Genomic DNA, 13978 nt, shown 5'->3' with positions numbered 1-13978 from the left:
TCGTAATATTGCAATAAACAAATTAAAATAAAAAGAGATGAAATTATCAGAAGTAAAACAGATTTTACCAACATTAGAAAATGTTGAATTTCAATTAGAAAACGGAACTTTTGTTCCCGAACATTTCCATGTTACAGAAGTTGGAATAATCAAAAAGAACTTTATAGACTGCGGCGGAGTCATTAGAAATGAAGAAGTTGCAAACTTTCAGCTTTGGAATGCAAATGATTTTGAACATCGTTTAAAACCAAATAAACTATTAAACATTATTACACTTTCTGAAGAAAAACTAAATATTCAAGACTTAGAAATTGAAGTTGAATATCAAAACGAAACCATCGGAAAATATGATTTAGCTTTTAATGGTAAAAACTTCGTTCTTAAAAACAAAACAACAGCCTGTTTAGCACAAGATGCTTGCGGAATTCCAGCTGAAAAACAAAAAATAATTTTAAGAGAATCTACAGATAAAACCTCTTCTTGTTCGCCAAATTCAGGATGCTGTTAAGTTGATGAAAGCTAAAATTATAAAATATAAAAAACCAATTATTATCACCACATCTGTAATTGTGCTACAGTTTATTTTTGGTTTTGAACCTAAATTCTGTATCATAAATCTGATTTGGTTATTTGTTTAAACTATGAAAAAGAAAATATTAATACTTTGTACAGGAAATAGTTGCAGAAGTCAGATTGCAGAAGGTTATATGCGTTATTTTTCAGGCAATAAAGCCGAAGTTTACAGCGCTGGTGTAGAAACGCATGGCGTAAATCCGAAAGCAATTTTGATAATGAAAGAAGACGGAATTGACATTTCAAATCACACCTCAAATAATATAGAGGGATACCAAAATATCGATTTTGATTTTGTGATTACTGTTTGTGATAACGCGAAAGAAAGATGCCCTTTCTTCCCTACAAAAGCTAAAAAATTTCATTACAATTTTCCCGATCCCGCAAAAGCTACAGGAACAGATTCTGAAATAATGGAACAATTTAGAAGCGTAAGACAATTAATAAAAGAGTATTGCGAGGCTTTTGCCAACAACAATTTAAACTGAAAAGAGCTATAATAACTATTTTTGTAAGCTTCGGAGAAGCGAAATATTTATAGAATAAACATATACAATCTAAAGCTCCAGCGGAGCGACATATATTAAATTGAAAAAAAATATGTCGCTCCTCTGGAGCTTTTTTTTATTTTATCCGCATGTAATTCTATAAATATTTTACCCCGCTGGGGCTTTTGCTAATAAAATATTCAATTAATCATGATTTATCATTTATCTAAAAATCATTTATTCATCGCTGATATTTATTCTGCGTAATTTCTTCAATTAAATTTCGAATAACAATTTCAGTTGAAACTGCTGGATAACCGTTAATAGATTGTCCAGCCCAAATACTTACAAAATCAGAATTTTTCTGCGATTTAGAACTTTTTCTCAAATCAGCAGTTAATTTATTTTGATAAGGATAAGGAAGAATATATTCAGAATTTTCAATTTCTTCTATAAAAGCATTTTTTATTCCGCGCGCGTATCTGCCTGAAAAACTTTTGGTTAAAACGATTTCATTTTCTTTTAATTTTCTAAGGCGTTGTTTTTCAAAATCTATTAAAGCACTTTCGGGCGTTCCTAGAAATAAACTTCCAATTTGAAAACCATTTGCTCCCAAAGTTTTAGATGCCAGCAAAGTTTTAGCATTATAAATTCCTCCCGCATAAATAATCGGTACATTTATATTGTCTGCTACTTGCGAAAGCAATGATAATCCTCCAATTTGCGGAATCGTTTCTTCTAAAAAACTTCCACGATGTCCTCCTGCTTCAATTCCTTGAACGCAAATAACATCAATGCCGCTCTTCTCCAAAACTATAGCTTCTTCAACAGAGGTGCAGGTTCCAATAAGAATTACATTGTTTTCTTTTAAAAATGCAATACTTTTTTCATCTAAATTTCCAAAAGTAAAGCTTAAAATTCTACAATTTTCGAGAATAATCGCCTCAATCTGATCATGATAATCTGTTAGTTGAATTTCATTTATATCCGGAAAATCAGCTATAATTTCGTTCTTCTCTGCAATTTCTATTAAATGCTTTTTGGTTTGATTATATTTTTTTTCTAGTTCTGGCGTAATTGAATCAATTTTATTGACAAAAATATTTACTGCAAAAGGCTTGTTGGTAAGTTTTTTAGTTTGCTTAATTAATTCGATACATTTTTCTGCCGGAAGATCTCCAAGCGCAAGTGATCCTAAAGCGCCAGCGTTAGAAGCAGCCGCAGTCATTTCTGGAGTTGTAACACCTAACATCGGCGCTTGTATTATCGGATAATCAACTTTAAATAAATCTGTTAGAACATTTTTCCATTCCATAATTGGTTATTTTTTTTCGAATAAATAATTAGAAAAAAAACTTATTCGTATAATTTCAATAATCTATAAAGATAAACCACATTCACAATAAAACATTCAATTTTTATAAAAACAGAAGTTAATTTTTCGACAATTAATTCATAACAATGCAATAATTCGTTTTATAAAATGTTTATATATAAAAGATTATGATGCATCTAATCTTATAAAAATCATACCCCTCAAGATTAATATTATAGAACATGAAAAAAATATTTTTGATAATCGCCGTTGCTACTTTTTCACTACAGGGATTTTCACAAGAATTGAACAGTAAATTCAAAAGTATCCCAGCAAAAAATGCGAATAAAAAAGAAGTTATTCCGCCGAAAGAAGAAGCGCCAAAAGAAAATCCGCCTGCACTTGTAGAAAAATCTGCGCCATTACAGGTTAATCCAGATGAACTTTTTAAAGACACTAATCTTTACAAACAAGAATCTAATGTTGAAGGAATCTACTACAGAAGAAATCAATTTTTAGGAAACTTCAATACCAATGCAGTTACTTCTACGGTTATGTATCGTGATGCAGCTTTTGTAGACGGAGATAAAGTAAAAGTATATTTAAACGACAAAGTTATTGAGCCTGAAGTTTCTTTGGATGGTGAATTTAAAAGCGTTAAGATTAATTTGGTAAAAGGAATCAACAAAATTGATATTGAAGCTTTAAACGAAGGTTTTGCTTCTCCAAATACAGCCGAATTTAAAGTTATTGATGACAAAGGCGCCGTAATTTCTGCCAGCGAATGGAATGTTGGTACAGGTTATAAAGCTGTAATTGTATTAGTTAAAGAATAATTTCTATACAGAAAAATCGTTTGAAATCATAAAAAACACATAAAACTGCTGACTTCAGCAGTTTTTTTCTTGTATATATGTAGTTAACTACGTAGTTTTGTACCTATATTAAATTTTGAAATTAAAATGAACATTCAGCCGATACAAAACGAATACGAAAATGAAATTGTAGATTTGATTTTAAACATTCAGCAAAAAGAATTTAACGTTCCTGTTACTTTAGAAGATCAGCCCGATTTATTAGATATTGAGAACTTTTATTTCAAACCTGGCGGCACTTTTCTGGGAGCTTTTATAGAAGGAAAATTAGTCGGAACAATTGCTTTGGTAAAATTTAATGATGAAGCCGCAGCCATCAGAAAAATGTTTGTGAAGAAAGAATATAGAGGAAAAGAGTTTCAGATTGCCCAACAATTATTAGAGCAATTAATCGCATACAGCAAAGAAAACGGAATTAAAAACTTATATTTAGGAACGGTTACTATTCTGCAAGCTGCTTTACGTTTCTACGAAAAGAACAATTTTGTTACAATTGCAAAAGAAGCACTTCCAGAAGATTTTCCGTTAATGAAACCTGATAATGTGTTTTGCCATTTAAAGCTAAACTAAAAGACATGAATATAATTGATGAAATTGGCATTTTAGCTATATCCACTAGATTACAGCGTCTTAGCGAACAATTGCGCAAAGACGGCGCCTTGATTTACAAATCTTTTGATATAGATTTTGAACCGAAATGGTTTCCCGTAATTTACACTTTGCATGTAAAAGAAATACTGAGTGTGGTCGAAATTGCTAATGAAATTGGTTATAGCCATCCATCAACCATAAGTTTGCTGAAAGAATTAGAAAAACAAAAACTCATCAGTTCTAAAAAAGACAAACAAGATGAACGAAAAAGACTAATCATCTTAACCCAAAAAGGAAAAGAATTGGTCGAAAAAATGCAGCCCGTTTGGCATGTAATGAAAAAGGCTTTAAACGAAATCACAGACAATCAAAACAATCTTTTGAAAGCTATAGAAGAAGCCGAACAAAAAATAGCATCGCAAGGATTTTTACAAAGAATTTCAGAAATCAAAAACTGAGTCTATTCTTTGCCTGTAATCTTTTTTCGGTGATTATATCCCCATTTTGCTAAAGAATCAATGACTTCTTTTAAAGTATGTCCATATTCTGTTAATTGATATTCGACAGTTATAGGCTGTGTATTCAGAACAGTTCGCGTTACCAACTGATTTTCTTCGAGATTTTTTAATTCTCTACTTAGCATTTTTCCAGAAATCCCTTCTACTTCTCGAAGCAAATCTGTAAATCTTAAAGTATTGAAACATAAAGAAGCGATGATGCTGATTTTCCATCTTCCGTTTAAAATATACATAGCATCATGCACTGCCATAATATGTTGCGTGCATTTTTTAGGATCGTGTTTAGGCTCTTTTATCATGATTTTTTAGCTAGTTACCTCGATGTTACAGTTACTTTTGGTAATCAGATGACAAAAATACACTTAAAGTGTTTACATTTGAATACAATTTTAATCAATTAAATAAAAATGGCCTTAATAGATGCACTAAAGTGGCGTTACGCTACAAAAAAAATGAACGGACAAGCTGTTCCGCAAGAAAAAGTAGATTATATTCTTGAAGCTGCTAAACTTGCGCCTTCTTCATCTGGATTACAACCTTACAAAGTTTTTGTTGTTACCAACCAAGATTTAAAAGAAAAAATTAGAGCAGTAAGTTTTGATCAAAGTCAAGTTACAGATGCTTCTCACGTTTTAATTTGGGCAGCTTGGGACGGATATAGCATTGAACAAATCTCTTCGGTATTTGAAAGAACTACAAATGAAAGAGGAATTCCTGCAAGCGCAATGGACGAATACAAAGCAAGACTTTGGGGAATGTACGAACCTCTTGGACAAGAATGGCACGCCAACCACGCCGCAAAACAAGCTTACATTTCGTTTGGTTTAGCAATTGCGGCTGCGGCAGAACAGCAAGTTGACACAACTCCAATGGAAGGTTTTATTCCTGCAGAAGTAGATAAATTATTAGGTTTAAACGAACTAGGTTTAAAAAGTGTTTTAGTTTTACCCCTTGGTTACAGAGACGAAGCAAATGACTGGTTAGTAAACTTGAAAAAAGTAAGAACTCCGCAAGAAGAGTTTATCACAGAAATAAAGTAAGAAAAATATTTTTTTGCTTTGTTAAAAAGCTTTTGAAATCGCAAATAATGTGGCTTCAGAAGCTTTTTTGTTTTAAATATTTCATTTTTAAACCCTAATAAATTTCAATTCTATAAAATCAGAAAAAACGATTAAAATTGAAGATTAATTTTTTAACAGTTTTGCTAAAAATAGGTACTAATAGCGGATAATTATATAATATGTTATAACTAATTTTGTGCGATCCAAAACAATTCAATCTTAATTACAACACATTAAAATCCTACATTATGTCAGATTTTTTAACTCAATTTGGTGAAGACCTAAAGAAAAACGTCCCAGGTTTTATCGCTGTATCTGTAGCTGAAATCGCTAGCGGAATGTCATATTACTCACAATCAGTTGTTGCAGATTTTGATCCTGAATTAGCATCGGCTTATAATCTTGAAGTGGTTAAAGCAAAAATGAATGCTATTAAGGCTTTAAATCTACACGGACAAGTTGTAGACAACATCATGATTACGCTAAGTTCTCAAATGCACATCATCGATGTATCTGACAATCAGCAGTATTTTATTTATTTAGCAGTAGATTCGACTAGAGCTAATTTAGGTATGACAAAATCGATTTTGAATAAATACAAGAAAGAAATCGCAACGAAATTGTAATACCTGTATTTTTTTGCCCCGTGAAGAGAAATATTCTATCTTGAATGTTTCTCTTTATTTTTTACAAGAGTTTCAAACTTATATAAAATTTATATATTTAGAAAGTAAAAAAAGAGTGTTTAAATGGAACTACGTGCCTATTTTGAAAAATATCCTAATGAAGCCACTTGTATTGAAGAACTTAAAAACAAGCGATTAGAAAACGGCATCACTTGCCGAAAATGTGGACACGATCAGCATTCTTTTAGACAAAATGATTTAAAGTTTCAATGCAGAAAATGCGGAAGCAGAATCAGCTTACGATCTGGAACCGTAATGGAAAACTCGAACTTACCAATACGATATTGGATGATTTGTATTGAATTAATGACATTAACTCATAGAAAAATGTCAATTCTCAAAATCCAATATCTTTTAGGACATAAACGTTACGAACCAATTTGGTTGATGGTGCAAAAAATACGTTTAGTTATGAAAATTAGAGACGAGAAATATCGACTAAGAGCTTATTCAGAATTTGATCCCGAATTTCTTCAAAAAATAGACAGACTCGCATTACAGAAAAAAACAAAAAGCGCCTCAGATTGAGGCGCTTTTTATATAACAAACTAAATATAATTAAAAAACAATTATCAATTATCAATTATCAATTATCAATTATCAATTAAATAATTATTTCTTTTTATTCTTTTTTGCTTTAGTTCTTTTAGCTTTCTTTTTAGCGATTTTCTTTGCTTTTGCTTTGTCTTTCGCTTTTTTCGCTTTAGCTTTCTTTTTTGCTTTAGCTTTTAGTTTTGCTTTTTTAGCTTTTTCTTTCTTAGCGTCTTTCGCTTTCTCTTTTCTTTTAGCTACAGCTTTTTTCTTTTTCAATTTTTCTTTTTTCTCAGCTAGCTGTTTTTTCACTTTTTCTTTCATCTTTTTCTTTTTCTTATCGTTTTTAGATTTATCTTCTTTTCCTTCCTCAGTAACTTCTTCTGATGAAACTGTTTCCTCAGAAACTTCTTCAGTTTTTTCCTCCTCTTTAACTTCTTCTACAACAACAGCTTCTTTTTCAACTGTTTTTTTAGGAGTCCGTCTCGTTTTTGGTTTAGATTCCGGAGTTGCAACTGATTCCGTTTCTTGGTTTTGAGCCGTATTTTGCTCATTTTCATCAGTAGAGATAACTGGATTTGCATTTACCTCCTGATCGATTTCATTAGTAAGCACTTCTTCTGCCATTATTGTGTTAATTTTAAGAAATTGATTAAATTAATTTTAGTAATTACAAATTTTTAATGTTATTAAATCATTAAATTAACATCAAAAAATAATAAACAAAGATAGACTGAAAAACCTATTCGCCAATGTTAAGTTTTTCATCTCAACAAAAAATCATTTATAAAACACTAAAAAACAACACATTACCCAATGTTAAGTTTTTACTTCGTAATTTTTTATAAATAAAGACAGCTTTTAAAGCTACTATAAAGCATTCGAAATTTATTTTAAAATGATTCAACTCTTAAAATTTCGGCTTAAATTCGTTGAAAAGTGTTTCAAAATTTCTTTTTATTAACATGTACGAAAACTTAGAATACAAATCAATCCAACCAAATCAAGATCTTTCTGATTTTGTGGATAGTTTTTGGTACATGAAAAATAAATCGAATGAAAATTTAGAAACAATTGGTTTGCCTGACGGAAGAATCGATTTATCATTAATTCAAACTCCTGAAAACCCTTTTGAAATAAGACTTTTAGGTTTAGGCACAAAACAATATGAAAAAGGAATAATTCCCACTAACAGTCTAACTTTTGTTATCAGCTTCAAACTTCCCGCTGCAGAATATGTTTTTCATGAAAGTATTGCCGATATTTTAAACTCAGGAAAAATATTAGAAAATGATTTTTGGAATTTCAATAAAACCGATTTAGAAAATTTTGAATTGTTCTGCGAAAAAGCTTTATTAAAAATTAAATCTTTATTGGTAAAAGAAATTCATACTCGAAAACAAAAACTTTTCAAACTCATTTACGAAACAAACGGAGCGCTAACAGTAAAAGAATTTTCAGAAAAATCAAATTGGAGCAGCCGACAAATAAATCGTTATTTTCAGCAATATTTCGGGCTTTCATTAAAAGAATACTGTTCTATTCTTCGTTTTCGCGCTTCATTAGAACATATTGCAAAAGGAAAATTGTTTCCAGAAGAAAACTTTACAGATCAAACGCATTTTATTAAAGAAATCAAAAAAATTTCGGGTTCTCTTCCGAAAGAATTATTTAAAAACAAAAACGACCGATTTATACTATTATCGGCGCTTTCTTCAAAATAATTTTGTCGCATAGATTTAAAAAATAAAACTATGCTTTTAGAAAATAAACAAATCGCCATTATCGGCGGCGGAATGGGCGGTTTAACTCTTGCTCGCCTTTTGCAAATGCAGAACGTAAATGTAAAAGTTTACGAAAGAGATCAAAATGAAGAAGTTAGAATTCAAGGTTCTCCTTTAGATTTACACGATGATTCTGGTTTAAAAGCCATTAAAAAAGCCAATTTATTAAACGAATTTTACGCTAATGTTCGCATAAATGCCAGTAAAGCGCGAATTGTCAATAAAGATTTTGAATTGAAATTTGATGAACATTCTATTCAAAAAAGCCATTCGGAATCAAATTCAAATAAAGATACCCTTCAAGATATTTCAAAACCTCGTCCAGAAATTGATCGTTCTGCACTTCGAAGTATTTTATTGCATTCTCTTTTACCAAAAACTATTATTTGGGACAGCCAATTTATTTCTATGGAAAAAGAAAATAGTGGCTGGCGATTGCATTTTAGAAATGAAACTAATTTTTATGCCGATTTAGTAATTGCAGCCGATGGTGCAAATTCTAAAGTTCGTTCGTACTTAAATGCCGAAAAACCGATTTACTCTGGAATTACAATGTTAGAAGGAACCATTTATAATGCAAAAGAAAACGCGCCCAATCTTTTTGAATTTTCTAAAGGAGGAAAAGTGATGGCTTTTGGAAACGAACAAACTATTATGTACGGCACAAAAGGAGACGGCTCACTCATGTTTCTTTTAAGCAGTAAAATTCCAGAAAATTGGATTTCAGAAAGTAATTTAGATTTTAAAAATAATCAAGAAGTTTTTAAATGGTTTAAAGATGTTTACAAAGAATGGAGTCCAAAATGGGACGAACTTTTATTGAGTAACGAATTGTATTTTATTCCGCGTCCGCAATATTATTTTCCATTAAATCAAACTTGGGAAACACAAGAAAATCTCACGATGATTGGCGATGCAGCACATAGAATGCCTCCGTTTGCAGGAAAAGGCGCCAATCTCGCCATGTGGGATGCTTTGGAACTTTCTGAATCTTTAACAGAGAATAAATTCGAGGATATAAAATCGGCAATTGCTTACTTTGAAAAACGAATGTTAGAAAGAGCTTCAGAAGCTACAAAAGATACTTTGGCAAATGGAGAACAATTGCATTCTAAAGATGCTTTGGAGAAACTAGTTGCTATCTTTAATCGAACGAAATAACTAGCCTTTTCTGTTCTTTAACCAATTTTCTATAGGTTCAATAGCTGTATTTATTCCAATAACTAAAAATGTGCAAATCATGGCTTCAATAAAATAGCCAGAAGCAGCGATACTTCCAATCGCTGCGCTGCACCAAATTGTAGCAGCAGAATTTAATCCGTGTACATTATCTCCTTCTCTAAAAATAACGCCCGCGCCTAGAAATCCAACTCCCATAACGACTTGAGCGGTAATACGTGTAACGTCTATATTCGGCTCAGTTTCTCCTACTTTTATAGAAAGCAAAACAAAAGCCGCTGCGCCGATTGCAACGAGCGTATTGGTTTTTAGTCCCGTTTCTTTATGATGCCATTGTCTTTCAAAGCCAATTATTAGTCCGGCAATTGCAGCAACTACAAGACGCGTTAAGAATTCTGTTGTACTCAAGTTATAATGTTTTAAATTATTGAAGTTTAACACACAACCATTCGCCTTTTACAATCAATTTATCATCAGAAAAAGCTTCTCCAGATTGTTTGATTAATTTTTCGCTTACGCGGATATTTTTTACTACAAATTTTATTAGTTTTCCAAATTCGACACCCGCAAAAAATTCAATATTATCTAAACTTACCAAACCGAAAACACCATCGGCAAGTCCCAACAGCTTTACTCCTGCTCCGCCGCATTGCGCCATTGCTTCTATTAAAATTGTTCCAGGCACGAAATTAAAATCAGGAAAACTTCCCTGAAGCCAAGCGTCTTCTTGCGTAAAAGTTTTCAATCCGATAATTGTTTCTGTAGTGTAAGATATAATTTCGTCAACAAATAAAAATGGAGCTCTGTGCGGAATTAAATCTTCTATTTTTTGATTCATTGCATATAATTTGCAACAATTTACGAATCTGATTTCACATAGACAATATTTTAAATTATGTCTGTGTTAATTTGCTTTTTCAAAAACTGCAAAAAAAAAGAGATGTCCAAACATCTCTTTTCCCGTTATTAACTCTAAAATCATTTTTACTCCTGCAATAAGTAGAAACTTTTCGCATTTGCTTTGATTTTATTTCCTTCAAAATCAATATCAATAATTGCCGATTTTCTTGGTGAAACCCCATTATTGCTGTAATGTGCATGCAATACGTATTTCATTTTTCCATTTTTGTCATAAAAAACGTCGCCATGCCCAACTCCATTAATTCCCACATCTTTACGACTTATAATTGGGCTATCAGCAGCTTTTTCCCAAGGACCAAGCGGACTTTTAGCCGTTGCATAACCTACCGCATAATCTGGATTTCTAAAATCGTTTGCAGAATAAATCATGTAATACAAACCATTGTGTTTTAAAACCGTCGGACCTTCCGTAACTGGCCAACTCACATTTTGTGTATTTTCCCAAGGTAAAACTCCAGAAATGCATTCCGTTAAAGTTTCTGGTTTAATACTTTGCAGATCATCATTTATTTCGGCAACAAAAATTCGGTTTCCATTTGTTAGACGAACATGATAAAGGTATTTTTTACCATCTTCATCAATAAAAATAAAAGGATCAATCTGATTTCCCGTTTTGATAATAGGCTCTTTAGATTCACTTTTAAATGGTCCGAGCGGACTATCACTCACCGCAACTGCAATATTTTCATTTGCCGTATAAATCATATAAAATTTATTATTGTATGAAAGAACCTGAGGCGCCCAAAAACCTTTATCTCCAAAAGTATCTCCTTTTTTTAGAGCCAAGCCGTTTTGAGCACCAGAAGGACCTTTCCATGCTTTTAAATCAGACGAAGTATAAACTTGAAAACCTTCTCCGTTTGGAAAATCTCCAGTAGTTGTTCCGTACAAATAATATTGTCCATTGTTATAAAAAATCGTCGGATCTGCCAGTAAAATAGCTTTCGATTTCGATTCTTTTGGTTTATCTGTACTCTTTTCTTGCGAACATGCTGCAAAAACGCAAAACAAAGCCGCTATACATACTATTTTTTTCATTTTACAATGGGTTTTGAAATTTTTACTACAGAAGGCGAACCTGAATTTATAACTGGCCATCCGTTTTTATACATTATTTTATCAATTAAGACAATTCTACCTCCTTTTGGATTATCTGCATCAATTGCATGATAAACAATCCATTCTTGACCTTTATTATCGGTTACGACAGAGTTGTGTCCCGGCGCAATCCATTTTTCATTTTTACTTAGAATGACACTATTTTCTTTTTTTTCTGCTTCCGCTAAAGCCTCAAAAGGACCTTCAGCGTTCTTTGATCTTGCAATCATTACTGCATAATGCGCTTTATCTCCACAACAATTATCTCCAGAATAATACAGATAATAAAAACCATCATGATAAGTAACCCAGCTTCCTTCTACTAAATTTTGGTAATTCGCTGGATCATTATTCGTGATTGGATTAACCAATATTTTCATTGAAGTTCCTGCTTTAAAACTCAAACGATCTTCTGAAAGTTCCTGCACTTTTAAAGCTTCAAAACCAGAACCCCAATACAATAATTTTTTGCCTGTTTTCGGATCATCAAATGCCATCGGATCTATGTTGATAAAACCACTTCCACAAAGTAAAGGTTGACCTTTGTCAACAAAAGGCCCGGTCGGAGATTTAGAAACCGCTACGCCTAAACATTTTCCTTCTTTAGAATCTGATTCGCCTGAATAATACAAAAAGTACATTTTCAGTTTTGCATCATATAAAACATGCGGAGCCCAAAAATCTTTGTCTGCCCATTTTGGTTTTACTGGAAGTGCGTCTCCAACAAAAATCCAATCGACAAGGTTTTGAGATTTTATTATTTGAATGTGAATTTCTTTTCCAGATACATTCGTATTTGTTCCGTACGCATAAAAAAATCCATCGGCTGTTTTAATGACAGTTGGGTCTGCAAAATCACTTTTGTAAACTGGATTCTGAAAAGTGGTTTCTTTTAAGTTTTGAGCTTTAGAATCACACCAATTAAGAATAAAAACAAGCAGAAACAGATTGAAATAGCGCTTCATTTTAATATTAATCTTTTAATTTAATTAATTTGTCATTTAAAACTAAAAATCAACAATTTAAATATTCATTATAGATAAAACTTATAGAAGAAAAACACCAAAAAAAGGTATTAAATCGGTGCTTTTCTTCTTTTAGAAATTGAATTATAATTTCCCTTTTCGTTTAAAATTTTAGATTGAAATACTTTAAAATGAATTACTTCTGAACTGAAAATTTATATAAAGAAACTGTGTGATACCTCTCTCCTTTCTTCAAAGTTATAGAAGCAAATTTTGGCTGATTTGGAGCATCTGGAAAATGTTGCGTTTCTAAAGCAAAAGCAGTTCTAAAATCGTCTTTTGCTCCTGATTTAAAGGTGTTTTTACTCTGCATAAAATTTCCACTATAAAATTGAAGACCAGGTTCTTCTGTGTAAACATCTAAAGTAATTCCTGAAGCATCTCCTTTTATGGTTGCGGCATGAATAAAGCCATCTTTTTTAGTTCCGTTTAAGACATAATTATGGTCGTAACCTTTACCAAATTTCAATTGTTCGTCTTTTGCTTCGATTCTTTCTCCGATTGTATGCTTTGAAGTAAAATCGAAAGGTGTATTCTTTACAGCTTTTAATTCTCCACTCGGAATCAAACCTTCATCAACTGGGGTAAATTCGTTTGCAAAAATCTGTAATTCGTGATTTAAAATGGTTCCGCTTCCTTCTCCATTCAAATTAAAAAACGCATGATTTGTTAAGTTAACCACAGTTGTTTTGTCTGTAGTTGCCTCATATTCCATTTTTATCGAATTATCATCTGTAAGCGTATACGTTACTTTTACTGACAAATTTCCAGGAAAACCTTGTTCGCCATCTGGAGATGTATACGTTAAAACCAAAGTTTTTTCGTCTGTTTTTTCAGCATTCCAAACAACATCCTGAAAACCTTTTACTCCTCCATGCAAAGCGTTTTTTCCATTATTTAATGGAACTTGATATTGCTTTCCTTCTAAAGTAAATTTTCCTTTACCAATTCTGTTTCCAACTCTTCCAATGGTAGCTCCAAAATACGGTTCTGTTGAATTTTTAAAACCTTTTGCACTGTTCATTCCAACTACAACATCGGTTTGTTTTCCATTTTTATCAGCAACCCAAAGTCCAACTAATCTTCCTCCATAATTAGTAAAAGCAGCTTTTATTCCTTTGTTTTCAATCCAATATAAAGCCACTTTTTTACCATCAATAATAGTGTCAAAATCTTTAGTTTCTAAAACTGTTTTTACAGAATCTGTTTTGATTTCTGTATTTTCTTTTGAAACTGTTTCTTCTTTTTTACCGTCTTTGCAGCTAAACTGAAAAAGTGCAAGCATCACAACGGCAGCGATTTGAATATTTTTCATTTAATAAATTTTAAAATG

General features: G+C 31.8%; 17 protein-coding genes and 1 pseudogene. 10 read left to right on the top strand and 8 right to left on the bottom strand.

Going from position 1 to position 13978, the window contains the following annotated elements; genetic code table 11:
- Window positions 1–37: 37 nt before the first annotated feature.
- A complete protein-coding gene (locus tag NYQ10_RS13925; RefSeq protein ID WP_289876944.1) occupies window positions 38–508 on the top strand; it encodes a DUF6428 family protein in 471 nt (156 codons plus the stop codon).
- Between the two features lie 133 nt (window positions 509–641).
- Entirely contained in the window at window positions 642–1061 is a 420-nt protein-coding gene (locus NYQ10_RS13920) for an arsenate reductase ArsC (RefSeq protein WP_289876943.1), read from the top strand.
- Between the two features lie 241 nt (window positions 1062–1302).
- Here the strand turns inward: NYQ10_RS13920 and NYQ10_RS13915 are convergent, their stop codons facing one another.
- A complete protein-coding gene (locus NYQ10_RS13915; RefSeq protein WP_289876942.1) occupies window positions 1303–2376 on the bottom strand; it encodes an NAD(P)H-dependent flavin oxidoreductase in 1074 nt (357 codons plus the stop codon).
- A gap of 242 nt (window positions 2377–2618) precedes the next feature.
- Here NYQ10_RS13915 and NYQ10_RS13910 point away from each other — a divergent pair, with 242 nt between their 5' ends.
- The 3 genes from NYQ10_RS13910 (at window position 2619) to NYQ10_RS13900 (ending at window position 4300) form a co-directional block, all read left to right on the top strand.
- Complete coding sequence (locus tag NYQ10_RS13910; protein WP_289876941.1) at window positions 2619–3212, top strand: hypothetical protein; 594 nt, start codon at window positions 2619–2621, stop codon at window positions 3210–3212.
- Between the two features lie 126 nt (window positions 3213–3338).
- Window positions 3339–3821, top strand: coding sequence for a GNAT family N-acetyltransferase (locus tag NYQ10_RS13905; protein ID WP_289876940.1), 483 nt, complete (start codon window positions 3339–3341; stop codon window positions 3819–3821).
- Between the two features lie 5 nt (window positions 3822–3826).
- Window positions 3827–4300 carry a MarR family winged helix-turn-helix transcriptional regulator gene (locus NYQ10_RS13900; protein ID WP_289876939.1) on the top strand — a complete coding sequence of 158 codons (474 nt, stop codon included), beginning with the start codon at window positions 3827–3829 and terminating at the stop codon, window positions 4298–4300.
- Window positions 4301–4302: 2 nt separating this feature from the next.
- On the opposite strand, the gene NYQ10_RS13895 is transcribed toward NYQ10_RS13900, so the two are convergent.
- Window positions 4303–4659 carry a winged helix-turn-helix transcriptional regulator gene (locus tag NYQ10_RS13895; RefSeq protein WP_221433457.1) on the bottom strand — a complete coding sequence of 119 codons (357 nt, stop codon included), beginning with the start codon at window positions 4657–4659 and terminating at the stop codon, window positions 4303–4305.
- Between the two features lie 108 nt (window positions 4660–4767).
- Between NYQ10_RS13895 and NYQ10_RS13890 the strand changes: the two genes are divergently transcribed.
- From NYQ10_RS13890 to NYQ10_RS13880, 3 genes and pseudogenes are all read left to right on the top strand, one after another.
- The gene (locus NYQ10_RS13890; RefSeq protein ID WP_289876937.1) at window positions 4768–5400 is read left to right on the top strand and encodes a nitroreductase family protein; all 633 of its coding nucleotides are present in this window, start codon (window positions 4768–4770) and stop codon (window positions 5398–5400) included.
- A gap of 269 nt (window positions 5401–5669) precedes the next feature.
- Entirely contained in the window at window positions 5670–6047 is a 378-nt protein-coding gene (locus NYQ10_RS13885) for a hypothetical protein (RefSeq protein WP_276173976.1), read from the top strand.
- A 123-nt stretch (window positions 6048–6170) separates the two neighbouring features.
- A pseudogene (locus tag NYQ10_RS13880) lies at window positions 6171–6623 on the top strand (transposase); the annotation flags it as partial.
- A 96-nt stretch (window positions 6624–6719) separates the two neighbouring features.
- Here the strand turns inward: NYQ10_RS13880 and NYQ10_RS13875 are convergent.
- Window positions 6720–7265 (bottom strand): hypothetical protein, encoded by a 546-nt coding sequence (locus NYQ10_RS13875; RefSeq protein WP_289876935.1) that lies wholly within the window; start codon window positions 7263–7265, stop codon window positions 6720–6722.
- Between the two features lie 338 nt (window positions 7266–7603).
- Here NYQ10_RS13875 and NYQ10_RS13870 point away from each other — a divergent pair, with 338 nt between their 5' ends.
- Window positions 7604–8362, top strand: a complete 759-nt coding sequence (locus NYQ10_RS13870; protein WP_289876934.1) for a helix-turn-helix domain-containing protein — start codon at window positions 7604–7606, stop codon at window positions 8360–8362.
- A 30-nt stretch (window positions 8363–8392) separates the two neighbouring features.
- Window positions 8393–9583: an FAD-dependent oxidoreductase gene (locus NYQ10_RS13865; RefSeq protein ID WP_289876933.1), complete on the top strand. Its 1191-nt coding sequence runs from the start codon at window positions 8393–8395 to the stop codon at window positions 9581–9583.
- Here the strand turns inward: NYQ10_RS13865 and NYQ10_RS13860 are convergent, their stop codons facing one another.
- The 5 genes from NYQ10_RS13860 to NYQ10_RS13840 all read right to left on the bottom strand — a co-directional run bounded on the left by NYQ10_RS13860 (window position 9584) and on the right by NYQ10_RS13840 (window position 13960).
- The gene (locus NYQ10_RS13860) at window positions 9584–10009 is read right to left on the bottom strand and encodes an MgtC/SapB family protein (RefSeq protein WP_289876932.1); all 426 of its coding nucleotides are present in this window, start codon (window positions 10007–10009) and stop codon (window positions 9584–9586) included.
- Between the two features lie 16 nt (window positions 10010–10025).
- A complete protein-coding gene (locus tag NYQ10_RS13855) occupies window positions 10026–10439 on the bottom strand; it encodes a 3-hydroxyacyl-ACP dehydratase FabZ family protein (RefSeq protein ID WP_276173981.1) in 414 nt (137 codons plus the stop codon).
- Window positions 10440–10585: 146 nt separating this feature from the next.
- Window positions 10586–11560 carry a glycoside hydrolase family 43 protein gene (locus tag NYQ10_RS13850; RefSeq protein ID WP_289876931.1) on the bottom strand — a complete coding sequence of 325 codons (975 nt, stop codon included), beginning with the start codon at window positions 11558–11560 and terminating at the stop codon, window positions 10586–10588.
- Window positions 11557–12585, bottom strand: a complete 1029-nt coding sequence (locus NYQ10_RS13845) for a glycoside hydrolase family 43 protein (protein WP_289876930.1) — start codon at window positions 12583–12585, stop codon at window positions 11557–11559. Before NYQ10_RS13845 ends, NYQ10_RS13850 begins: the two co-directional genes overlap by 4 nt.
- A gap of 196 nt (window positions 12586–12781) precedes the next feature.
- Window positions 12782–13960 carry an aldose epimerase family protein gene (locus tag NYQ10_RS13840; RefSeq protein ID WP_289876929.1) on the bottom strand — a complete coding sequence of 393 codons (1179 nt, stop codon included), beginning with the start codon at window positions 13958–13960 and terminating at the stop codon, window positions 12782–12784.
- Window positions 13961–13978: the final 18 nt, after the last annotated feature.

Origin of the sequence: Flavobacterium johnsoniae (assembly GCF_030388325.1) — a bacterium.
GTDB classification, from domain to species: domain Bacteria; phylum Bacteroidota; class Bacteroidia; order Flavobacteriales; family Flavobacteriaceae; genus Flavobacterium; species Flavobacterium johnsoniae_C.
This window is presented reverse-complemented; position numbering and strand designations above follow the sequence as displayed.